At 58.0% G+C, this 20282-nt stretch carries 21 protein-coding genes; 8 read left to right on the top strand and 13 right to left on the bottom strand.

What is annotated here, in order from left to right; genetic code table 11:
• Nucleotides 1–48: 48 nt before the first annotated feature.
• On the bottom strand, nucleotides 49–984 hold the full coding sequence (locus AUC60_RS08635) for a GlxA family transcriptional regulator (RefSeq protein ID WP_087265797.1): 936 nt from the start codon (nucleotides 982–984) through the stop codon (nucleotides 49–51).
• A gap of 254 nt (nucleotides 985–1238) precedes the next feature.
• Here AUC60_RS08635 and cdhC point away from each other — a divergent pair, with 254 nt between their 5' ends.
• The 3 genes from cdhC to AUC60_RS08620 all read left to right on the top strand — a co-directional run bounded on the left by cdhC (nucleotide 1239) and on the right by AUC60_RS08620 (nucleotide 3762).
• Nucleotides 1239–2126: a 3-dehydrocarnitine:acetyl-CoA trimethylamine transferase CdhC gene (gene cdhC, locus AUC60_RS08630; RefSeq protein WP_087265795.1), complete on the top strand. Its 888-nt coding sequence runs from the start codon at nucleotides 1239–1241 to the stop codon at nucleotides 2124–2126.
• A 114-nt stretch (nucleotides 2127–2240) separates the two neighbouring features.
• Complete coding sequence (locus AUC60_RS08625; protein WP_087265793.1) at nucleotides 2241–3206, top strand: L-carnitine dehydrogenase; 966 nt, start codon at nucleotides 2241–2243, stop codon at nucleotides 3204–3206.
• A 76-nt stretch (nucleotides 3207–3282) separates the two neighbouring features.
• Entirely contained in the window at nucleotides 3283–3762 is a 480-nt protein-coding gene (locus AUC60_RS08620; RefSeq protein WP_087265791.1) for a thioesterase family protein, read from the top strand.
• A 160-nt stretch (nucleotides 3763–3922) separates the two neighbouring features.
• Here AUC60_RS08620 and fba read toward each other — a convergent pair whose 3' ends face one another.
• The 8 genes from fba to AUC60_RS27840 all read right to left on the bottom strand — a co-directional run bounded on the left by fba (nucleotide 3923) and on the right by AUC60_RS27840 (nucleotide 10527).
• Complete coding sequence (fba, locus tag AUC60_RS08615; RefSeq protein ID WP_087265789.1) at nucleotides 3923–4987, bottom strand: class II fructose-bisphosphate aldolase; 1065 nt, start codon at nucleotides 4985–4987, stop codon at nucleotides 3923–3925.
• Nucleotides 4988–5102: 115 nt separating this feature from the next.
• Nucleotides 5103–5423, bottom strand: a complete 321-nt coding sequence (locus AUC60_RS08610) for an MliC family protein (RefSeq protein ID WP_087265787.1) — start codon at nucleotides 5421–5423, stop codon at nucleotides 5103–5105.
• 53 nt (nucleotides 5424–5476) lie between these two features.
• Nucleotides 5477–5674, bottom strand: a complete 198-nt coding sequence (locus tag AUC60_RS08605) for a hypothetical protein (RefSeq protein ID WP_087265785.1) — start codon at nucleotides 5672–5674, stop codon at nucleotides 5477–5479.
• An 89-nt stretch (nucleotides 5675–5763) separates the two neighbouring features.
• A complete protein-coding gene (locus AUC60_RS08600) occupies nucleotides 5764–5988 on the bottom strand; it encodes a hypothetical protein (protein ID WP_087265783.1) in 225 nt (74 codons plus the stop codon).
• A 28-nt stretch (nucleotides 5989–6016) separates the two neighbouring features.
• Nucleotides 6017–7180, bottom strand: a complete 1164-nt coding sequence (locus AUC60_RS08595) for a phosphoglycerate kinase (RefSeq protein ID WP_087265781.1) — start codon at nucleotides 7178–7180, stop codon at nucleotides 6017–6019.
• Nucleotides 7181–7196: 16 nt separating this feature from the next.
• Nucleotides 7197–8246 carry an erythrose-4-phosphate dehydrogenase gene (epd, locus tag AUC60_RS08590; RefSeq protein ID WP_087265779.1) on the bottom strand — a complete coding sequence of 350 codons (1050 nt, stop codon included), beginning with the start codon at nucleotides 8244–8246 and terminating at the stop codon, nucleotides 7197–7199.
• A gap of 147 nt (nucleotides 8247–8393) precedes the next feature.
• Nucleotides 8394–10391, bottom strand: coding sequence for a transketolase (gene tkt, locus AUC60_RS08585; RefSeq protein ID WP_087265777.1), 1998 nt, complete (start codon nucleotides 10389–10391; stop codon nucleotides 8394–8396).
• Nucleotides 10375–10527 carry a hypothetical protein gene (locus tag AUC60_RS27840; protein ID WP_158099105.1) on the bottom strand — a complete coding sequence of 51 codons (153 nt, stop codon included), beginning with the start codon at nucleotides 10525–10527 and terminating at the stop codon, nucleotides 10375–10377. Before AUC60_RS27840 ends, tkt begins: the two co-directional genes overlap by 17 nt.
• A 124-nt stretch (nucleotides 10528–10651) precedes the next feature.
• Here AUC60_RS27840 and AUC60_RS08580 point away from each other — a divergent pair, with 124 nt between their 5' ends.
• Together AUC60_RS08580 and metK are read left to right on the top strand one after the other, a co-directional pair.
• Nucleotides 10652–11647, top strand: coding sequence for an ArsR/SmtB family transcription factor (locus AUC60_RS08580; RefSeq protein ID WP_087265775.1), 996 nt, complete (start codon nucleotides 10652–10654; stop codon nucleotides 11645–11647).
• A 20-nt stretch (nucleotides 11648–11667) separates the two neighbouring features.
• Nucleotides 11668–12858, top strand: a complete 1191-nt coding sequence (gene metK / locus AUC60_RS08575; protein WP_087265773.1) for a methionine adenosyltransferase — start codon at nucleotides 11668–11670, stop codon at nucleotides 12856–12858.
• A gap of 245 nt (nucleotides 12859–13103) precedes the next feature.
• On the opposite strand, the gene AUC60_RS08570 is transcribed toward metK, so the two are convergent.
• Complete coding sequence (locus AUC60_RS08570) at nucleotides 13104–13724, bottom strand: LysE family translocator (RefSeq protein ID WP_087265771.1); 621 nt, start codon at nucleotides 13722–13724, stop codon at nucleotides 13104–13106.
• Between the two features lie 188 nt (nucleotides 13725–13912).
• On the opposite strand from AUC60_RS08570, the gene ligB reads away from it, so the two are divergent.
• The gene (ligB, locus tag AUC60_RS08565; protein WP_087265769.1) at nucleotides 13913–15586 is read left to right on the top strand and encodes an NAD-dependent DNA ligase LigB; all 1674 of its coding nucleotides are present in this window, start codon (nucleotides 13913–13915) and stop codon (nucleotides 15584–15586) included.
• A gap of 56 nt (nucleotides 15587–15642) precedes the next feature.
• Nucleotides 15643–16053: a DUF1090 domain-containing protein gene (locus tag AUC60_RS08560; RefSeq protein ID WP_087265767.1), complete on the top strand. Its 411-nt coding sequence runs from the start codon at nucleotides 15643–15645 to the stop codon at nucleotides 16051–16053.
• A 150-nt stretch (nucleotides 16054–16203) separates the two neighbouring features.
• Here AUC60_RS08560 and AUC60_RS08555 read toward each other — a convergent pair whose 3' ends face one another.
• The 3 genes from AUC60_RS08555 to AUC60_RS08545 form a co-directional block, all read right to left on the bottom strand.
• Nucleotides 16204–16659: a c-type cytochrome gene (locus AUC60_RS08555; RefSeq protein ID WP_087265765.1), complete on the bottom strand. Its 456-nt coding sequence runs from the start codon at nucleotides 16657–16659 to the stop codon at nucleotides 16204–16206.
• 69 nt (nucleotides 16660–16728) lie between these two features.
• On the bottom strand, nucleotides 16729–17130 hold the full coding sequence (locus AUC60_RS08550) for an MAPEG family protein (RefSeq protein WP_087265763.1): 402 nt from the start codon (nucleotides 17128–17130) through the stop codon (nucleotides 16729–16731).
• A gap of 10 nt (nucleotides 17131–17140) precedes the next feature.
• Nucleotides 17141–17980, bottom strand: a complete 840-nt coding sequence (locus tag AUC60_RS08545; RefSeq protein WP_087265761.1) for an EamA family transporter — start codon at nucleotides 17978–17980, stop codon at nucleotides 17141–17143.
• A gap of 296 nt (nucleotides 17981–18276) precedes the next feature.
• Between AUC60_RS08545 and AUC60_RS08540 the strand changes: the two genes are divergently transcribed.
• Nucleotides 18277–20247, top strand: coding sequence for a TonB-dependent receptor domain-containing protein (locus AUC60_RS08540; protein ID WP_087265759.1), 1971 nt, complete (start codon nucleotides 18277–18279; stop codon nucleotides 20245–20247).
• Nucleotides 20248–20282: the final 35 nt, after the last annotated feature.

Below are 20282 nucleotides of genomic sequence, written 5' to 3'. Positions count from 1 at the left end.
GGCATCCCTGATGAGGTGGGCAACATAGAATCTCCCACATCTCGCCTCTTATCCCCGCCGATCCTCCCGAGGGCACTGGCTGAATCGTGCCCGATAACTGCGTGTGAAATACGAAGGCGATTCAAAACCGCAGGCAATACTCACTTCCAGCACGCTCATGTCGCTTTGCCGTAACAGCTGCCGCGCTTTCTCCAGGCGCAGACCAAGGTAGAAATTACTCGGCGTATCGTTGAGATGCAGGCGGAACAGTCGTTCCAGCTGACGGCGCGTTACCTGAATGCCCTCAGCCAGCTCTAGTGTGCTTAAAGGCGGCTCTGTGTGCTGCTCCATTTCGCCAATCACCTGCACCAGCTTCTTGTTGCTGATGCCGAAGCGCGTGGCGATCTGCATGCGCTGGTGATCCTTGCGCGGGCGGATGCGGCCCAACACGAACTGCTCGGAAACCTTGATAGCCAAGTCTGGGCCGTGGGCCTGACCGATGAGGTCGAGCATCATGTCGATGGACGCAGTCCCACCAGCCGAAGTGATGCGACGCCGATCAATTTCGAACAGCTCTTGCGTCACTTGCAGGGTCGGCCAAGCCTCTTTGAAGGCATCGATCGCTTCCCAGTGCATGGTCAGCCGATGGTTTTCCAGCAGCCCCGCCTGAGCCAGCACAAAACTGCCGGAGTCGATAGCGCCCAGCGTCACGCCCTCGTTGTCCAGACGTCGCAGCCAGTGTTCAAGTTTCGGCGTGCAAAACCTCAAAGGCTCAAACCCCGCCACCACCCATAGCGTTGCGCCCTTCTTCAGCGGCTCCAGCGCGGCATCGGCGTTGACCGACATGCCATTGCTGCCGATCACCGCCCCACCATCAATGCTCATCACATGCCAGCGATACAACTCGCCGCCAAAACGGTTAGCCACTCGCAACGGCTCTACGGCCGACACAAAGCCCATCACCGAAAAACCGGGCATCAGCAGGAAGTAGAAGTCCTGGGGCATGTCATCGCTTCTGTAGAGGGTGGTTGTCAGGGGGTCTATGTGTTCAGGACGGCCCGTCGGTACAGCAAGCAGGACTCGCTGCTGAACAAGACGTTGGTTCACGCCACTTCTGAAATACGCCCGTTAGATAAACACAGCAATAGACCATGTCGCTACCGTGCAAGTGCCGGTCGCCGCTGTGCGCTTCCACAAGGCTTGGGCTGCGTAGCTTTGCATTATCAAAAGCGAACCAAGCCTGTAAGGAACCCCGCCTCATGAACCACGACGTCATCATTACTTGCGCGCTGACCGGCGCAGGCGACACGACCGGGAAAAGCCATCTGGTCCCGATCACCCCCAAGCAAATCGCCGACGCGGCCGTCGAAGCAGCCAAGGCTGGTGCAACGGTCGTGCACTGTCACGTAAGGGATCCGCAAACGGGCAAATTCAGCCGTGATGTAGCGCTGTATCGCGAGGTGATGGAGCGTATTCGTGAGGCGGACATCGACATTATCGTCAACCTCACCGCTGGCATGGGCGGCGATCTTGAGATCGGCGCGGGCGAACGGCCAATGGAGTTCGGTCCCAGTACCGATCTGGTTGGCCCGCTGACCCGCCTTGCCCACGTTGAAGAGTTACTGCCGGAAATCTGCACGCTGGATTGCGGCACCCTGAACTTCGGCGATGGCGACACGATTTATGTCTCGACACCGGCGCAACTCCGGGCAGGTGCGAAGCGCATTCAAGAGCTGGGCGTGAAAGCCGAGCTGGAAATTTTCGACACCGGTCATCTGTGGTTTGCCAAGCAGATGATCAAAGAGGGCTTGCTGGATAACCCGTTGTTCCAGCTGTGCCTGGGTATCCCTTGGGGCGCACCGGCAGACACCACCACGATGAAAGCCATGGTCGATAACCTGCCTGCGGATGCGGTGTGGGCCGGTTTCGGCATCGGCCGCATGCAGATGCCAATGGCGGCGCAAGCCGTGTTGCTCGGCGGAAACGTGCGGGTCGGGCTGGAGGACAACATCTGGCTGGATCGCGGTGTGCTGGCCAGCAATGGGGCATTGGTCGAGCGCGCCAGTGAAATCCTGACGCGTCTGGGGGCCAGGGTGCTAACCCCTGCGGAAGGCCGCGTGAAGATGGGCCTGAGCAAACGCGGCTAACCACCTGTAGGCGCTGCGGAGGCTGCGATCGACCGGGCAACGGTCGCCGCGATAACCGGCCATCCGCAGCCTCGGGCAACTCCTACAAACTCCTTTCGAATGCCAGGACTGATCATGACCTTCATCACCCACATCAAAACTTTCGCTGCTTTGGGCAGCGGTGTCATCGGCAGCGGCTGGGTGGCTCGCGCTTTGGCCCACGGGCTGGACGTCGTCGCTTGGGATCCAGCGCCCGGTGCCGAGGCCGCGTTGCGCAAACGGGTCGCCAATGCGTGGCCCGCACTGGAGCAGCAAGGCCTGAAGCCCGGCGCAGCTCAGGATCGTCTGCGTTTCGTCACGACCATCGAAGAGTGCGTGCGGGATGCCGACTTCATCCAGGAAAGCGCTCCTGAACGGCTCGACCTGAAACTCGAGCTTCACGCGAAGATCAGCGCCGCTGCCAAGCCTGATGCGCTGATCGGCTCAAGCACTTCCGGGCTCCTGCCCAGCGAGTTCTACGAAAGCGCAACACATCCTGAACGCTGCGTGGTGGGGCATCCGTTCAACCCGGTGTATCTCCTGCCATTGGTGGAAGTGGTCGGCGGCAGGTACACCGCACCTGAAGCCATTCAGGCTGCCATCAGCGTCTACGAATCTTTGGGCATGCGCCCCTTGCACGTGCGCAAGGAAGTCCCCGGATTCATCGCAGACCGCTTGCTGGAAGCGCTGTGGCGCGAGGCGTTGCATCTGGTCAATGACGGAGTGGCGACCACCGGCGAAATCGACGATGCGATCCGCTTCGGTGCCGGGCTGCGCTGGTCATTCATGGGCACCTTCCTGACCTACACGCTGGCTGGAGGCGATGCCGGAATGCGTCACTTCATGAACCAGTTCGGCCCTGCCTTGAAGCTACCGTGGACTTACCTGCCCGCTCCGGAACTGACCGAAAAGCTGATCGACGATGTAGTCGATGGCACCCGCGATCAGCTCGGGGACCAAAGCATCGCGGCGCTGGAGCGTTATCGCGATGACTGTCTGCTGGCGGTACTGGAGGCTGTCCGAGCTACCAAAGAAAAGCACGGGATACCGTTTAGCGATTGAGTGTTGCTGCACTCCTCGTGATTGAACAGCGAACCTCCCACAAACGCTTGCGAGCCTTTTTAAAGCGGGGCAACGAATGCCAAAACTGATTACCTACCAAACCCCCGTCCTTCCTGAGTGGGTGGACTACAACGGCCATTTGCGCGACGCGTTTTATCTGCTGATCTTCAGCTACGCCACCGATGCCTTCATGGATCGGATCGGTCTCACCAGCGACAATCGAGATGCCAGCGGTCACTCGCTGTTCACGCTTGAATGTCATATCAATTATCTGAACGAGGTGAAGCTGGGCGAAGCGGTAGAAGTCCACACTCAGGTCATCGGTCACGACAAAAAACGGCTACACCTCTATCACAGCCTGCACAAAGCGGGCATCGATGACCCGCTATCGGCCAGCGAGCAGATGCTGTTGCATGTTGACTTGGCGGCCGGTCCGCGCTCGGCGCCTTTCAGTGACGCCGTGCTGGATGAACTGGCAGGAATCGTCGAGACCCAACAGGACTTGCCAGCGCCACAATACATAGGGCGCGTCATCGGGCTGCCGCAAAGAGCCTGATACTGAACCGCCAAATGTGGAAGGCAGCTCGGTTTATCACTTAAACCCAGCTGCATTCATCGCGAGCAAGCTCTGCTTCCAAAGGCCTCTTCGAACCTGTCAGTAACCCACAAAAAAGCCCGCATCGCTGCGGGCTTTTTCAATGCTCAATCAACCGTTATCAGTTGATCTTGGCATCCAACTCACCACGAGCGTAACGCTCAAACATCGCGTCCAGGGACACTGGTTTGATCTTCGACGCATTGCCTGCAGTGCCGAACGCTTCGTAACGAGCGATACACACGTCACGCATTGCCGTTACAGTCTTGGCCAGGTACTTACGAGGGTCGAACTCGCTCGGGTTCTTGGCCATGAATTCACGGATGGCACCAGTGGACGCCAGACGCAGGTCAGTGTCGATGTTGACCTTACGTACGCCGTGCTTGATGCCTTCAACGATCTCTTCAACCGGTACGCCGTAGGTTTCTTTGATGTCGCCGCCGTACTGGTTGATGATTTTCAACCACTCTTGCGGGACCGAAGACGAACCGTGCATCACAAGGTGAGTGTTCGGGATGCGCTTGTGGATTTCCTTGATGCGATCAATCGCCAGGATGTCGCCGGTAGGCGGCTTGGTGAACTTGTAAGCGCCGTGGCTGGTGCCGATAGCGATTGCCAGTGCGTCAACCTGGGTTTTCTTGACGAAGTCAGCGGCTTCTTCAGGATCAGTCAGCATCTGGCTGTGATCGAGCATGCCTTCAGCGCCAACGCCATCTTCTTCGCCAGCCATACCGGTTTCCAGCGAGCCCAGAACACCCAGCTCACCCTCAACCGAAACGCCACAGGCGTGGGCAAAGGCAACTACGCGACGAGTCACTTCAACGTTGTACTCATAGGTGGTCGGCGTTTTGCCGTCGACACCCAGCGAGCCGTCCATCATCACCGAGCTGAAGCCCAGCTGGATCGAACGCTGGCAGATGTCAGGGCTGGTGCCGTGGTCCTGGTGCATGACCACCGGGATATGCGGGAATTCTTCAACTGCCGCCAGGATCAGGTGACGCAGGAATGGCGCGCCAGCGTATTTACGGGCGCCGGCCGAAGCCTGAACGATCACCGGGGAATCGGTCTTGTCGGCCGCTTCCATAATGGCGCGCATTTGTTCCAGGTTGTTCACGTTGAAAGCTGGGACGCCATAACCGAATTCGGCTGCGTGGTCCAACATCTGGCGCATGCTGATAAGTGCCATTGTCTGTCTCTCTCCCGGTAGGGTCGTTATCGTGCAAACCTGCCGTAGCGGCGGCTGCTATTCAAGTTCTACGCATCAGCCGGAGGCCATGCGCTGGATCATCGGTGCAGTCTGTTTAACGCTTCTTGCAACCGCGCCCGATCAAATCATTGGTGGCGTCCCAGTACACCAGGCCTTCGTCGCCCTTGTTCTGGAAAGCCAGCACGCCATTGCTGTACAGCGATGGCGAACCAGGCTCGGCTTTCAACCGGAAGACCTGATCGCTTTCGTTCAAGCGTACATCGACTTCGGTCTTGGCCTTGTCGGCATAGCGCCAATGGACCTGAGCTTTACTGTCGCAAACCCAAGAGGTCCAGGTGTTGTCTGTTTGTGGAGCCTTCATGCTGGCGCAACCACCAAGCACTGCAAGTGTCGCAAGGGCAATCAAGCCTTTCATTACGTCTCCTGGCCTGCCCTGGGAAGCAAGGCAAATGCCAGTCGCTTCAACCCTCAGGGGCAGTTCTGTTCCTGATTCCGATCATCGGCCGGTTCACCCGTGGCCTGCGCCTCAACCCGCTGAGTATTCTGGGTTGTTGGCACGTTTACGGATGCCGGGCTGAACACTTCACAGGTCTTGGCACGAGGGCCAGAACCGCTACAACCGGCAAATATCACACAACTCATCAAGGCAAGGGCGGCGATTTTCATGGCGAAGTTCCTTATCCAGAAAAGTTATCCACCCTTTAATGACCACCACAGGCTCAAGATGTTGCCAAACTCATCTGCACGACAGCGCCTTAACGGCAGCCCACTGGCCCGAGATTGGGCATGAACTCGTACTTGTCCAGCACCGCCTCGCCCCCGCGCTTGTAGATCACAGGCACGGTTTCTGCCTGCCAGTTGGCCTGATAGCAGCTCAACTGGACAAGCGCAGGCTCACGCACGACCTCTTCGGCTTCCGGCTCACTGGCACAGCCAGCGAGCAGTGCGGCAAGGATGAGTAGCGGTAACGGCCTGAGCATTTCATTTCCCTTTTGCAAAGCCTGATCCTCAGGCCTTGGCGCGTTGTTCCAGGATTTCCACGGCTGGCAGAACTTTGCCTTCGACAAACTCCAGGAATGCACCACCACCGGTAGAAATGTAGGAGATCTGATCCGCTACGCCATATTTATCAATCGCCGCCAGAGTGTCACCCCCACCTGCGATGGAAAACGCCGAGCTTTCAGCAATCGCCTTGGCCAGGGTCTTGGTGCCTTCGCCGAACTGATCGAACTCAAACACGCCAACCGGACCGTTCCACAGAATAGTCTTGGAAGATTTCAACAGATCGGCGAAATGCGCTGCAGTTTGCGGGCCGATATCCAGAATCATGTCGTCATCAGCAACATCGGCGATCAGTTTGACCGTCGCGGCTGCGCTTTCAGCGAATTCTTTGGCGACCACTACGTCAACCGGCAAAGGCACGCTGACCTTGGCTGCGATCTCGCGAGCGGTGTCCAGGAGGTCCGGCTCGTACAGTGATTTACCAACCTTGTGGCCAGCAGCCGCCAGGAAGGTGTTGGCAATGCCGCCGCCGACGATCAACTGGTTGCAGATGGCACTCAGGCTGTTGAGTACGTCAAGCTTGGTAGAAACCTTGGAACCGGCAACGATAGCGGCCATTGGCTGGGCCGGAGCGCCGAGGGCTTTGCCCAGTGCTTCCAGCTCGGCAGCCAGCAACGGACCTGCTGCTGCGACTTTGGCGAACTTGGCAACGCCGTGGGTCGAGCCTTCAGCGCGGTGTGCCGTGCCGAAAGCGTCCATGACGAAGATGTCGCACAGGGCAGCGTATTTCTGCGCCAGTTCGTCAGCGTTCTTTTTCTCGCCCTTGTTGAAGCGCACGTTTTCGAACAGCACGATATCGCCCGCTTTAACGTCGACACCGTCCAGATAGTCGGAAACCAGAGGCACTTCACGACCCAAGGCCTTGCTCAGGTATTCGGCAACGGGCTTGAGGCTGTTCTCGGCAGAGAACTCGCCTTCGGTTGGACGACCCAGATGCGAGCAGACCATCACGGCCGCGCCCTTTTCCAGCGCCAGTTTGATGGTCGGCAGCGACGCCAGGATACGTGCATCACTGCTGACTTTGCCGTCCTTGATCGGGACGTTCAGGTCTTCGCGAATCAATACACGCTTACCTTGCAGGTCGAGCTCGGTCATCTTCAACACGGTCATGAGTGAATCCCTGTTTTTACTGTTGTGGGTCTGCGACGTGCAAAAAGTGCTCAGCAACGTCAAGCATTCGATTGGCAAAACCCCATTCGTTATCGAACCAGGCCAGCAAATTAACCAGCCGCGGGCCGGAAACTCGGGTCTGACTCGCATCAACGATGGCCGAATGAGGGTCATGGTTGAAATCACAACTGGCGTGCGGCAACTCGGTATAGGCCAACAACCCTTTGAGCGGTCCGCTGGTGGCCGCGTCTCGAAGCAGGCGGTTGATCTCGACGGCATCGGTATCACGCGCAGTTTGCAAAGTGATATCGAGGCAGGACACGTTTACCGTCGGCACGCGAACTGCTTTGGCCTGAATTCTGCCCGCAAGTTCCGGAAGCAGCCGCTCAATACCGCGCGCCAGACCAGTGGACACCGGAATGATCGACTGAAAAGCCGAGCGTGTACGGCGCAAATCCTCATGGTGATAGGCGTCTATCACCGGCTGGTCATTCATCGCCGAGTGAATGGTAGTGATGGTGATGTATTCCAGCCCGACAGCCTGATCCAGCAAACGCAACAACGGTACGCTGCAGTTGGTGGTACAGGATGCGGCAGACACCAACAGCTCGGTGCCGGTCAGCTTTTGCTGATTGACGCCGAACACAATCGTGGCGTCGACGTCGGCTTCGCTGGCCATAGGCTGGGAAAACAGCACTCGCGGTGCGCCAGCATCTATGAAGCGCTGGCCATCTTCACGAGTGTTGTAGACACCTGAACATTCGAGCACCAGATCAACTTCCAGCGCCGCCCAGTCAACGCCTTCGGGCGTCTCGCTGCGCAACACTCTGATCTTGTGATCATTGATATGCAGGTATTGCCCTTCGACCCGCACTTCGCCGGGAAACCGGCCATGTGTGGAGTCAAAGCGCGTGAGGTATTCGAGACTGGCCATATCGGCCAGATCGTTGATGGCAACCACTTCAAACCCGGCTTTCGCCCCCCGCTCGCACAGTGCGCGCACGACGCAACGACCGATACGGCCATAGCCGTTGAGTGCAACTTTGTAAGGGCGGTGCTGAGGCATGGGGTTCTCGTTGGGCAAACTACCAAGCGAACTCTGTGGGAGCAGGGCTTGCCCGCGATAAGGTCAGCTCGGTCTCAAGCACCGTGTTGACCTTATCGCGGGCAAGCCCTGCTCCCACAAGGGTCCGCTTCAGCAGGTAAATCGCTATCAGTCTTCCAGCAGTTCTTCAGCCTGACCCAGGATGTTTTCCAGGGTGAAGCCGAACTCTTCGAACAGGGCTGGCGCAGGGGCCGACTCGCCGAAGGTGGTCATGCCGATGACCCGACCTTCCAGGCCGACGTACTTGTACCAGAAGTCCGCGTGAGCAGCTTCGATGGCGATACGAGCACTGACTTGCAGCGGCAGAACCGCTTGCTTGTAGCCTGGATCCTGAGCATCGAAAACGCTGGTGCATGGCATGGAAACCACACGCACGTTGCGGCCTTGAGCGCTGAGTTTTTCGAACGCCTGAACGGCCAGACCCACTTCCGAACCGGTAGCGATCAGAATCAGCTCTGGCTCGCCAACACAGTCACGCAGCACGTAACCACCACGGGCGATATCCGCCAGTTGGGCTTCGTCGCGAGTCTGGTGAGTCAGGTTCTGACGGGAGAAGATCAACGCCGACGGGCCGTCGTTGCGCTCGATGGAGTACTTCCAGGCCACTGCCGATTCCACAGCATCCGCAGGACGCCAGGTGTCCAGGTTAGGCGTGGTACGCAGGCTGGTCAGTTGCTCGATTGGCTGGTGCGTCGGGCCGTCTTCGCCCAGACCGATGGAGTCGTGGGTGAACACGTACAGCACGCGCTTCTTCATCAGCGAGGACATACGCACCGCGTTGCGGGCGTATTCCATGAAGATCAGGAAGGTCGCGCCATAAGGTACGAAGCCGCCGTGCAGGGCGATACCGTTCATCATTGCGCCCATGCCGAATTCACGCACGCCGTAATGCAGATAGTTGCCGTTGGCGTCTTCGCCGGTGATGCTCTTGCAGCCTTTCCAGATGGTCAGGTTGGAACCGGCCAGGTCAGCCGAGCCGCCGAGGAACTCAGGCAGCAAAGGACCGAAAGCACCCAGTGCATTCTGGCTGGCCTTGCGGCTGGCGATGGTTTCGCCCTTGGCATTGACTTCAGCCACGTAAGCAGCAGATTTTTCAGCGAAGTCAGCTGGCAGCTCGCCGCTCATGCGACGAATCAGCTCGTTGGCCAGCTCCGGGAATTCGGCAGAGTAGGCAGCAAAACGCTGATCCCAATCAGCTTCGGTCGCCAGGCCTTTCTCTTTGCAGCTCCACTCGGCGTAGATGTCAGCCGGAATGTCGAATGGGCCGTGGGTCCATTTCAGGGCGGCACGGGTCAAGGCGATTTCTTCAGCACCCAGCGGAGCACCGTGGGACTCTTCTTTGCCTTGCTTGTTCGGTGAGCCGAAACCAATGGTGGTCTTGCAGCAGATCAGGGTCGGCTTGTCGCTCTTGCGAGCGGTGTCGATGGCGATCTTGATCTCTTCGGCATCGTGACCGTCAACGTTGCGGATCACCAGCCAGCCGTAGGATTCGAAGCGCTTTGGCGTGTCATCGGTGAACCAGCCTTCAACTTCGCCATCGATGGAGATGCCGTTGTCGTCGTAGAAAGCGATCAGCTTGTTCAGACCCAGAGTACCGGCCAGCGAGCCGACTTCGTGGGAAATGCCTTCCATCATGCAACCATCACCCATGAACACGTAGGTGTGGTGGTCGACGATGTTGTGGCCTGGACGGTTGAACTGGGCAGCCAGCGTCTTCTCTGCAACCGCGAAGCCGACGGCGTTGGCGAAACCCTGACCAAGCGGACCCGTGGTGGTCTCAACGCCCGGCGTGTAACCGAATTCCGGGTGACCTGGAGTGCGGCTGTGTAGCTGACGGAAGTTTTTCAGGTCTTCGATCGACAGGTCGTAACCGGTCAGGTGCAGCAGCGAGTACACCAGCATCGAGCCATGACCGTTGGACATGATGAAGCGGTCACGGTCGGCAAAATTCGGGTTACTCGGGTTGTGCTTCAGATAGTCGCGCCAAAGTACTTCGGCGATATCCGCCATGCCCATAGGGGCACCGGGATGGCCGCTGTTGGCTTTTTGCACGGCATCCATGCTGAGTGCACGAATGGCGTTGGCACGCTCACGACGGCTGGGCATCGCTGATCTCCTGAGAACTGGAAAAGAATGGATCTGAAAAAGGCGAGCATTTTCCCTCAGGCACTGCCTGGGAGCAATGAAAGATAGCGGCTTGTGGTTGTTTTTCCTGCTCGCGCTTCGTTATTTGTTCATCCATGGCGCGCTCCCGGCCCGGAATAACGGTCCTAGATAGCCCTGAAATCACCGCCCATCAAGCAATATCAAAACTTTTTGATATTGCCCTTGCGGCATAGACGGTCGCTAACTAGACTGCCAGCCCTATGAACCTGCGCGTACCTGCAATTCGTCACGACGACAGCGACGACCTCTCTGCCTTGTGCAAGGCCGGCGGCGACCCGTTGCGACTGAATGTATTACGCGCCTTGGCCAACGACTCATTCGGCGTGCTGGAACTGGCGCAGATATTCGCCATTGGTCAGTCCGGCATGAGCCACCACCTCAAGGTGCTGGCCCAGGCGGATCTGGTTGCAACGCGACGCGAAGGCAATGCCATTTTCTACCGACGCGCCCTGCCCCATACCGGACAACCGGGCGGCAGATTGCATGCAGCCATGCTGGATGAAGTCGACATGCTGGCGCTGCCCAACGATGTGCAGTCGCGTATTGGCCTGGTGCATCGTCAGCGGGCCAACGCCAGTCAGGATTTTTTCGCCCGTACGGCAGAAAAATTTCGCGCCCAGCAGGACTTGATTGCCGGGCTTGCCCAATACCGGGAAAGCCTGCTGTCGCTGCTCGACAAGCTGAACTTCGGGCCGCAAGCAACCGCACTGGAAGTGGGTCCGGGGGATGGCGGGTTTCTGCCGGACCTGGCACGACGCTTTCAGCACGTAACGGCGCTGGACAACAGCCCGGCGATGCTCGAAATAGCCCGCCAGCTATGCGCGGCGCAGGCATTGGCTAATGTAGAGCTCAAGCTCGCCGATGCACTGGATGCCGTGGATGTAAGCGCCGACTGCGTTGTATTGAATATGGTCCTGCACCATTTCGCCGCGCCGGCAGATGCACTCAAACAACTGGCAACTCTGTTGCAACCGGGCGGTAGCCTGTTAGTGACAGACTTGTGTAGCCACGATCAGAGCTGGGCCAAGGAGGCCTGTGGCGATCTCTGGTTAGGGTTTGAACAGGAAGATCTGGCCCGTTGGGCCATCGCTGCGGGGCTAGTTCCCGGGGAAAGCCTCTATGTAGGCTTACGTAATGGTTTCCAGATTCAGGTCCGCCATTTTCAGCGACCGGCTGGCGACACTCACCATCGGTAAAATTCAGGAAACCCGTAGAGATGAGCGAATACTCCCTTTTCACCTCCGAGTCCGTGTCCGAAGGGCACCCAGACAAAATCGCCGACCAGATTTCCGATGCGGTTCTGGATGCAATCATTGCTCAGGACAAACACGCTCGCGTAGCCGTTGAAACCCTGGTCAAGACCGGTGTTGCCATCGTTGCTGGCGAAGTGACCACCAGCGCCTGGGTTGACCTCGAGCAGATCGTTCGTGATGTGATCAGCGACATCGGCTACACCAGCTCCGACGTCGGTTTCGACGGTGCCACTTGCGGCGTGATGAACATCATCGGCAAGCAGTCCCCTGACATCAACCAGGGTGTTGACCGTGCCAAGCCTGAAGATCAGGGCGCTGGCGACCAAGGCCTGATGTTCGGCTACGCCAGCAACGAAACCCCAGAGCTGATGCCAGCGCCAATCGCGTTCTCGCACCAGTTGGTCAAGCGTCAGGCTGAAGCCCGTAAATCCGGCCTGCTGCCTTGGCTGCGCCCGGATGCCAAGTCCCAGGTGACTTGCAGCTATGAGAACGGCAAAGTTGTCGGCATCGACGCAGTCGTTCTGTCTACTCAGCACAACCCTGAAGTTTCCTACAACGATCTGCGCGAAGGCGTGATGGAACTGATCGTCAAGCACGTGCTGCCAGCTGAGCTGCTGCACAAGGACACCCAGTTCCACATCAACCCGACTGGCCAGTTCATCATTGGCGGCCCGGTGGGTGACTGCGGTCTGACCGGTCGCAAGATCATCGTCGACAGCTACGGCGGCATGGCCCGTCACGGCGGCGGGGCGTTCTCCGGCAAGGATCCATCCAAGGTTGACCGTTCGGCTGCTTACGCTGGCCGTTATGTTGCCAAGAACATCGTTGCTGCGGGCCTGGCCGAGCGCTGCGAGATTCAGGTTTCCTACGCTATCGGCGTCGCACAACCGACTTCGATCTCGCTGAACACCTTCGGCACCGGCAAGATCAGCGATGACAAGATCATCAAACTGGTCCGCGACATCTTCGACCTGCGCCCATACGCGATCACCACCATGCTCGACCTGCTGCACCCGATGTATCAGGAAACTGCAGCCTACGGCCACTTCGGTCGCACACCGCAAACCAAGACCGTGGGTGGCGATACTTTCACCACGTTCACCTGGGAAAAAACCGACCGCGCCGACGCCCTGCGCGCCGCTGCCGGTCTGTAATACGCCTTAAGTTTCAGGCGTAACAAAAAGCCCCTGGCGACTATGGTCGTCAGGGGCTTTTTGGTTTTGGCCAGGTAAAACCTGTAGGAGCGCGCTTGCCCGCGATCACGTCAGCACAGGCGCTATGTTCATCGACTGACAGACCGAATCGCGGGCAAGCGCGCTCCTACAAGTCCCCGTTTGCTGCGCAACAAAGCTGTGTCAGGGATGCTGGATGGCCTCCTACAGGAAATTCCATTCCATTTCTAAGCTCTTCTGGCCACCAACAAAACCGAAGCCGCGCTGGCCAGCAACCCTGCGCACACCCGGTTGAACAGTCGCTTGCCACTGGGCCGCGCAAACAATCGGCGGGCGTGAATGCCCATCCAGGCGTAGATCGCAATGGCGAGGCATTCCAGCGCCAGAAACAAAACGCCGAGTACCGCGAACTGCTCCGTCACGGCTCCAGCCTGATCAACGAACTGTGGCAAGAAAGCGGTAAACAACAGAATCGCTTTCGGATTACCAATCGCCACCAGAAACTCCTGCCGAGCCAGGCTGAACAGACCTTTCTCTAAACCGACCACGCTGCCCTCTTCCTCTGGACTCGCCCGCCACAGTTGCACCGCGAGATAAAAAAGATACGCCGCACCAAAGATTTTGATCGCATGGAATAACCACTCTGAAGTGTGCAGCACTGCGGTCAGCCCCAGCGCCGCCAGCGCAATCATGATAGCGAAGGCCAGCAAACGTCCCAGCCCGCCGATGCAGGCGCGGGCAAAGCCATAGCGAGTCGCGTTACTGATCGAAAGCAGATTGTTGGGACCGGGCGCCATGTTCAGCGCAAAGCAGGCCGGCACGAAAACCGCCAGAGTCGAGATATCCATGAGTCACCCATCAGCACTTGGACAAGGGAGCAGTAATAGTGAAGGCAGCATTTCACTCTTCAAAGACACAGTCGCGAATCAAAAGAGCGGCATCTGTACTGGCTGAATGATTCAGTAATCAGCGCAACCAGACATGTCACTCAGCGCTCGCTAGCCTCACAAGCACCTCTTCAAGCAAGGATGCTTCGATGCGCATATTGGCCGCCATCACCCTCACGCTTACCAGCCTTACCGCCCACGCCACCCCATGTCCCGACTGGACACCCGCCAAAGCCCGCCATTCAATCACCGCCCTGCAAACACAAATCGCTACGTGGGATGACAGCTATCACCGACAAGGCGTCTCGCTGATTGCCGACGAACTCTATGACCAGTCCCGACAGCGTCTAGCGTTCTGGCGAACATGTTTTGCCAAGCCCAACACCGAAGCCGATAACCCTTTGAAGACTGCCAGAGGGATGGTTCGTCATCCTGTTCCGCACACCGGCGTCAACAAGCTCAGCGATGAAGCTGCAGTGCGCGACTGGCTAAAGGGCCGGTCGGATCTTTGGATTCAACCCAAGATTGATGGCGTGGCGGTAACGCTGGTTTATGAACACGGGGAATTGGTACAAGCGATCAGTCGCGGCGACGGAGATGCAGGCCAAGACTGGACCGTACACGCAAAACACATCGCAGCCATTCCCACCCATCTGCCCTGGCAGGAAACCCTGGTGCTGCAGGCCGAGTTGTATCTGCGTCTGGATAATCACGTGCAAGCCAAGGCCGGGAGCGTGAACGCGCGCAGCAAGGTTGCCGGCATGATGGCCCGTAACGAGTTAAGCACTGAGGAGGCAGACCAGATCGGCTTGTTTGTATGGGACTGGCCTGCCGGACCGGCCTCAATGACCGAGCGCCTGGCTGGCTTGAACGCATTGGGCTTCGACGACAGCGCTCAATATAGCCAGCCGCTGAAAGGCTTTGCTCAGGCGCATCGCTGGCGCGAGTACTGGTATAGCAACCCGCTGCCGTTTGCCACTGACGGCGTCATCATCCGACAGGGCGAACGACCTCCCGTACAGCGCTGGCAAGCTAGGGCACCTTATTGGATCGCCGCCTGGAAATACCCGTTTGCGCAAGCGTTGGCGGAGGTACGCAAGGTCAACTTCAACATCGGCCGTAGCGGCAAGATAACCCCCGTGCTGGAGTTGGAACCTGTGCGTCTGGATGACCGGCAGATCAGCCGCATCAGTGTTGGCTCGCTGCAACGCTGGCAGGCGCTGGATATAAGACCCGGCGATCAGGTGGCGGTGAGCCTCGCAGGCCTGACCATTCCACGGCTGGACAGCGTCGTCTCACGCAGTGTCGAGCGCAGCGATTTGCAGATTCCCGAGGCCAAAGACTTTCATGCACTCAGTTGCTGGCAACCCAGCCCCGGTTGTGAAAGCCAGTTTCGCGCAAGGCTTGTCTGGCTCAGCGGCAAGAAAGGTCTGGCGCTGACCGGAATCGGTCCCGGGACCTGGGATAACCTGATCAGCGCCGGGAAAATCAACGGGTTGCTCGACTGGCTGACCCTGGAAAACGAACAGCTTGCTAACATTTCCGGGCTGGGTGAGCGCAGCAGCGCTAAACTGCTCGACAGTTTGCAGGAGGCTCGCTCAAAGCCGTTTGCTGTGTGGCTAAAGGCTATCGGCCTGCCGCCCACGGGGAATGCTCACTTGGGCGAGCAATGGGGTGAACTGGAGAAGCGAACGGCGCAGCAATGGCAGATGGAACCGGGCATAGGTTCGGGTCGTGCCAGCCAATTGGTCGCCTTCTTTCAGCATCCCCAAGTTCAGGCCTTGAGTGAACAATTACGAGCTCAGGGTATTTCAGGTTTTTAAAGTGCCAGGCGTTCAATCATCAAGCCTGGACGTTATGGTTTTCAAAAGGAGTTCATATGAAGGTTTTTTCACCACTGATACTGCTGACCTGCTGCAGCATGCTGGCAACCCCGCTTCTGGCGGCTGAAACGGCACCAGAAGCCAGCGCATGCGTGGTCAAAAGTCAGGAAATCAGCAAAAAGATCGAAGAAGCAAAAACTGACGGCAACAAGGCTCAGCAGGCTGGCCTGGAAAAAGCCCTAAGCGAAAACAACGCAAATTGCACCGAAGCCTCGCTACTGAAAGAACACGAACAAAAAGTGCTGGATGCCAAGCGCGAAGTCAAAAAGCGTGAGTCTGATCTGAGCAAGGCGATGAGTAAGGGCGACCCGGAAAAAATCAACAAGCGCAAAGACAAACTGGCCGAATCCCGCAAAGAACTGCAGGACGCCCAGACAGAACTCGAAGACCTTCAGCCGCAGGAATGAGTCGCAAACGGCTCAATCCTTTGAACTCAAATGTATTCCCTGTAGGAGCGCACGAGCAGCGCGAGGCCGCGATAGCGTTCTGTCAAACACACCGCTATCGCGGCCTCGCGCTGCTCGTGCGCTCCTACAGACCCTGCGACTGCATCAATTTCAATGATTACGAAACTCTCTATGACACGCCTCGCACACTGCCTGAACCTTGTTCAGGGCCGGTGTCAGTGTGCTTGATTTGAAGGGGCGTTCATGACTGGCAACGACCAGTTCAGCAGTCTCTGACTCCAGCGAACGAGCCAGCTCCTGAAAACGAGCCTGCTTTTGCCAAACGGCGTCCGTGGCGCTGGTGTGATCTGATTCTTTCACCTCAGGGAAGTGTTTCCACGGCTGATGAGCCAAGCTGTCGAGCTTGAGCGCGCCCTCTTCAAATCGCTGACCATCGAACGCCACTCGCCCACGCAACATGCCGCCCAGGTCTTCGCTGGTCTTGAGCATGTCCTTGAAGATTGCCTTGCGCTGGGCCAATGGCGAGTTCGGGTCTACACCGCCACACGCGCTCACGGTCAGGCAGGCGAGCAGCACAGCGCACAATCTTTTCAAAGTTGTATCCAGCAGGGTCCGCAGAAATGGCGGCCAGTATCCTCGGCCGCCTCTTGAAGACCAAGCGCTCGATTGCCGCAGTCAGGCAGGCAGCGGCGTGGCTGAAGCGATGAACAACCCGATGATCAAGCCAATGCCTACCAACCACGCGATCGAGCGCAGTGCAGCCCAATCAGCCAGATAGAAAATGATGTAGAGCAGGCGGCTGGTGATGAACAGGACCGCAACTACGTCGATCGTCACCAACTGTGCGTTGCCCGCAATGTGGGCGATGATCACTGCTGCGGCAAAGCCCGGCAGGATTTCGAAGCTGTTGAGCTGCGCCGCATTGGCACGCGCAGGCAAACCTTCAAGGTTATTCAGGAAATTACGCGGGTTGTGGTTGTGCTTGCCATTGAACTTGCCACTGGAAAACTTGGCGATGCCTGCACAAACGATCGGCAGAATAATCGCGACCAATACGCACCAGAATGCAACCGTCATAGCAGAATCCTTATAGTTTGATTTTCATAACCAGCATGCCAAGCAGAACCAGGCCACATGCTAAGAGCCGGGGCCGACCAAAAGGTTCTTTCAGATAGCGCATGCCAAACAGCACCACCAGAATCACGCTGACTTCGCGCAAGGCAGCAGCCTCCGCCACCGACCCCAATTGCATTGCCCACAACACCAGAGCGTAGCTGAGCAACACGCATAAGCCGACGCTCAAGCCCAGTCGCCATTGCTCACGCCAAAACAGGCTGAACGGTGCACGCTTGTAGGTGATTGCCAGTAGTGGAAACGGCCAGGCACTGATCAGGGTGAGCCAGACCAGATAATCCAGCGGATGCACGCCCATTTGCAGTGCCTGGCCATCGATCCAGGTGTAGCAGCCGATGCACACCCCGATCAATGCAACCACGGGCAGCAGCGACCAAGGCAATCGATCACCGCCGCCGCCCTGCCAAAGCAGACAAATCATGCCGCAAGGGATCAGCAGAATACCGAGGATTTGCTGAGTGCTCAGTTCTTCGCCGACAAAGATCAGGGTCAGAGCCAGCACCACCAGCGGCGAGAGGCCCCGCATCAGCGGATAGACGAGCCCGAGGTCGCCGACTCTATAGGCCTGAATCAGCAGATATCTGTACAAGAGTTCGAACAACGCCGAGGCGATCATCCACGGCCAGATTGCAGCAGGTGGAGGCTCGACAAAACCCACGGCCAGCACCGCAAACAGCAACGCCACGAAATCCATGCTGGCGATGACCAGCAACCGCTCACCGCTGAATTTGATCAGGGTATTCCACGTCGCGTGCAGTATCGCCGCGATCAACACCAACGCCGTAGCCAGCAAAACACTCTCCCTGTTTCAGATTCAGACTGCCGTACCTGCCACCACGCTGTCATGCAGCACACTCAGACCTGTAGGAGCTCACCGAGGTTACGAGGCCAGCGATGACGGCGTGTCTGACACATCGCTATCGCTGGCCTCGTAACCTCGGTGAGCTCCTACGGGGTCGCAGTCAAATTAGCAGGCGCATATGCTCAATCAGCGCCCCTGAATTCAATAGCCCCTGTCACACCTTGTCCAACCTTCGCCAATGAGAATCCTTACTATTAACGTTTAACCCCGAATCGTAAGGAAGTTCCATGCACTCTGTTTTTCGTTTGCGGCCGACTGTCGCCATGACGAAGCTCGCGCTGGCGTGCCTCATCGCCCAAAGCGCCTGCGTTCAGGCTCAAGAAACTACCGCCGCCCCGGCGATCACTCTGGAAGACGTGACCGTCACCGCCGCCGGTTACGAGCAGAGCGTAGAGGATGCACCTGCTTCCGTGACAATCATCACCGGCGATGAGCTGCGCAAGCGATCTTTTCGCGACTTGACCGACGCCCTGCGCGATGTCGAAGGCGTGACGGTCAATGGCAGCGCCAACGAAACCGATATTTCGATTCGCGGCATGCCTGCCGACTACACGCTGATCCTGGTCGACGGTAAACGCCAGAGCGCTCGGGAATCAAGGGTCAACGGCAACTCGGGTTATGAGCAGAGCTTCATCCCGCCAGCCGAAGCCATTGAGCGAATCGAAGTTGTGCGTGGCCCAATGTCCTCGCTGTACGGCTCCGATGCGATTGGCGGCGTGATCAACGTCATCACCCGTAAAGTCTCCACCGAATGGGGTGGCTCGGTCACTTACGACTATTCGGCACGTCAACACAGCGACCAGGGTAATGCACGGCAGACCCAGTTCTACCTCAATGGCCCACTGATTCAGGACACTCTTGGGTTGCAGGTCTGGGGACGTTATCTGGATCGTCAGGCAGACAATGACGTTGAAGAAACCAATGGCTTCAGCAAGGCAGACCATAAGGACCTGACCGCGCGCCTGGCTTTCACCCCGACCATCGACCACGACATCCTGCTGGAAGCCGGTGCCACCCGCCTGAAAAACGGCGACGGCCTGAGCCCCAACTGGGCCACCCGCGAACAGGAAAACAACCGCGATCACTGGTCGATCTCTCACCAGGGACGCTGGGACTGGGCGACGTCGGACATCTCGTTCGCACAGGAAGAATCCAGCCGCGAAGGCAAGGCCGACGCTGCGCAGGCTGATGTGCTGGGCCGCAAGCCTACCGTGAAGAACTCGGTGCTTGACGCCAAGCTGGTAATCCCGACCGAACACAACATCACTACCACTGGCCTGCAATGGAACGAGACGACGGTCACTGACTGGAACCAGGGCCTGGGTGATCGCATCGACTACGACTTCTCCGTCGTGCAAAAGGCGTTGTTCGCTGAGAACGAGTGGGCTATGACCGACACCTTCTCCCTGACTACCGGTCTGCGCATGGACCACCACGAAGAATACGGCGTGCATTTCAGCCCGCGTGTTTACGGCGTCTGGAACGCGACTGACGAATGGACCATCAAGGGCGGCGTCGCACGCGGCTTCAAGGCTCCTGAGTTGCGCGCTGTGATCGAAGACTACGCCTACCTGCGTCGTAACCGGTTCGTGATGTTCGGCAATCCGGACCTCAAGCCTGAGTCGAGCACCAACTACGAGTTGTCGGCCCTTTGGTCCAATCGCGACGACTTGTCGGCCGGTGCGACGGCGTTCTACAACGACTTCAAGGACAAACTGTCCACGGTCACCACCACCGAAACCTGGAATGGTTTTATCGTCATGGATCGGGTCAACGTCGACAAAGCCGTGATCAAGGGCGTGGAGCTGAATGGTCGTTGGGATATCAATAGCGATCTGGCCTTGAAAGCCAACTACACCTACACCGATTCAGAACAAAAAACCGGGGCCAATGCCGGTGCACCGCTGGCACTGACGCCCAAGCAGAAAGCCAACGTGCGCACTGACTGGACGCTATCCGACAAGACCCAGCTCTGGGCAGCGGTCAACTACTACGGCGAGGAGTACGGCAACACCATCACCGACGAATCGTCACCGGGCTACACCACGGCAGACTTTGGCGGCTCGTATGAACTGACCAAAAACGTCTCGTTCAACGCCGCGCTGTACAACCTGACCGACAAACGACTGGACGACGAAACCTACGGCACCGTGAACTACGGCCGCACGCTGTGGGCATCGACGACCGTGCGGTTTTAAAGTACCCGTTGCACGAGTTGAAGTGAGCTCCCACA

The sequence above is a fragment of the Pseudomonas caspiana genome, from assembly GCF_002158995.1.
GTDB classification, from domain to species: domain Bacteria; phylum Pseudomonadota; class Gammaproteobacteria; order Pseudomonadales; family Pseudomonadaceae; genus Aquipseudomonas; species Aquipseudomonas caspiana.
The sequence above is the reverse complement of the archived record's forward strand: the minus strand, read 5'-3'. Positions and strand labels throughout refer to the sequence as shown.

Excerpts from the sequence above, each read along its gene's own strand:
- AUC60_RS08595 (WP_087265781.1), bottom strand. The coding sequence starts at position 7,180 with ATGACCGTGTTGAAGATGACCGAGCTCGACCTGCAAGGTAAGCGTGTA.
- AUC60_RS08560 (WP_087265767.1), top strand. The coding sequence starts at position 15,643 with ATGAAGGTTTTTTCACCACTGATACTGCTGACCTGCTGCAGCATGCTG.
- epd (WP_087265779.1), bottom strand. The coding sequence starts at position 8,246 with ATGCCTCAGCACCGCCCTTACAAAGTTGCACTCAACGGCTATGGCCGT.
- AUC60_RS08635 (WP_087265797.1), bottom strand. The coding sequence starts at position 984 with ATGCCCCAGGACTTCTACTTCCTGCTGATGCCCGGTTTTTCGGTGATG.
- AUC60_RS27840 (WP_158099105.1), bottom strand. The coding sequence starts at position 10,527 with ATGGATGAACAAATAACGAAGCGCGAGCAGGAAAAACAACCACAAGCC.
- AUC60_RS08620 (WP_087265791.1), top strand. The coding sequence starts at position 3,283 with ATGCCAAAACTGATTACCTACCAAACCCCCGTCCTTCCTGAGTGGGTG.
- tkt (WP_087265777.1), bottom strand. The coding sequence starts at position 10,391 with ATGCCCAGCCGTCGTGAGCGTGCCAACGCCATTCGTGCACTCAGCATG.
- cdhC (WP_087265795.1), top strand. The coding sequence starts at position 1,239 with ATGAACCACGACGTCATCATTACTTGCGCGCTGACCGGCGCAGGCGAC.
- metK (WP_087265773.1), top strand. The coding sequence starts at position 11,668 with ATGAGCGAATACTCCCTTTTCACCTCCGAGTCCGTGTCCGAAGGGCAC.
- ligB (WP_087265769.1), top strand. The coding sequence starts at position 13,913 with ATGCGCATATTGGCCGCCATCACCCTCACGCTTACCAGCCTTACCGCC.
- AUC60_RS08540 (WP_087265759.1), top strand. The coding sequence starts at position 18,277 with ATGCACTCTGTTTTTCGTTTGCGGCCGACTGTCGCCATGACGAAGCTC.
- fba (WP_087265789.1), bottom strand. The coding sequence starts at position 4,987 with ATGGCACTTATCAGCATGCGCCAGATGTTGGACCACGCAGCCGAATTC.
- AUC60_RS08600 (WP_087265783.1), bottom strand. The coding sequence starts at position 5,988 with ATGCTCAGGCCGTTACCGCTACTCATCCTTGCCGCACTGCTCGCTGGC.
- AUC60_RS08570 (WP_087265771.1), bottom strand. The coding sequence starts at position 13,724 with ATGGATATCTCGACTCTGGCGGTTTTCGTGCCGGCCTGCTTTGCGCTG.
- AUC60_RS08625 (WP_087265793.1), top strand. The coding sequence starts at position 2,241 with ATGACCTTCATCACCCACATCAAAACTTTCGCTGCTTTGGGCAGCGGT.
- AUC60_RS08610 (WP_087265787.1), bottom strand. The coding sequence starts at position 5,423 with ATGAAAGGCTTGATTGCCCTTGCGACACTTGCAGTGCTTGGTGGTTGC.
- AUC60_RS08605 (WP_087265785.1), bottom strand. The coding sequence starts at position 5,674 with ATGAAAATCGCCGCCCTTGCCTTGATGAGTTGTGTGATATTTGCCGGT.
- AUC60_RS08580 (WP_087265775.1), top strand. The coding sequence starts at position 10,652 with ATGAACCTGCGCGTACCTGCAATTCGTCACGACGACAGCGACGACCTC.
- AUC60_RS08550 (WP_087265763.1), bottom strand. The coding sequence starts at position 17,130 with ATGACGGTTGCATTCTGGTGCGTATTGGTCGCGATTATTCTGCCGATC.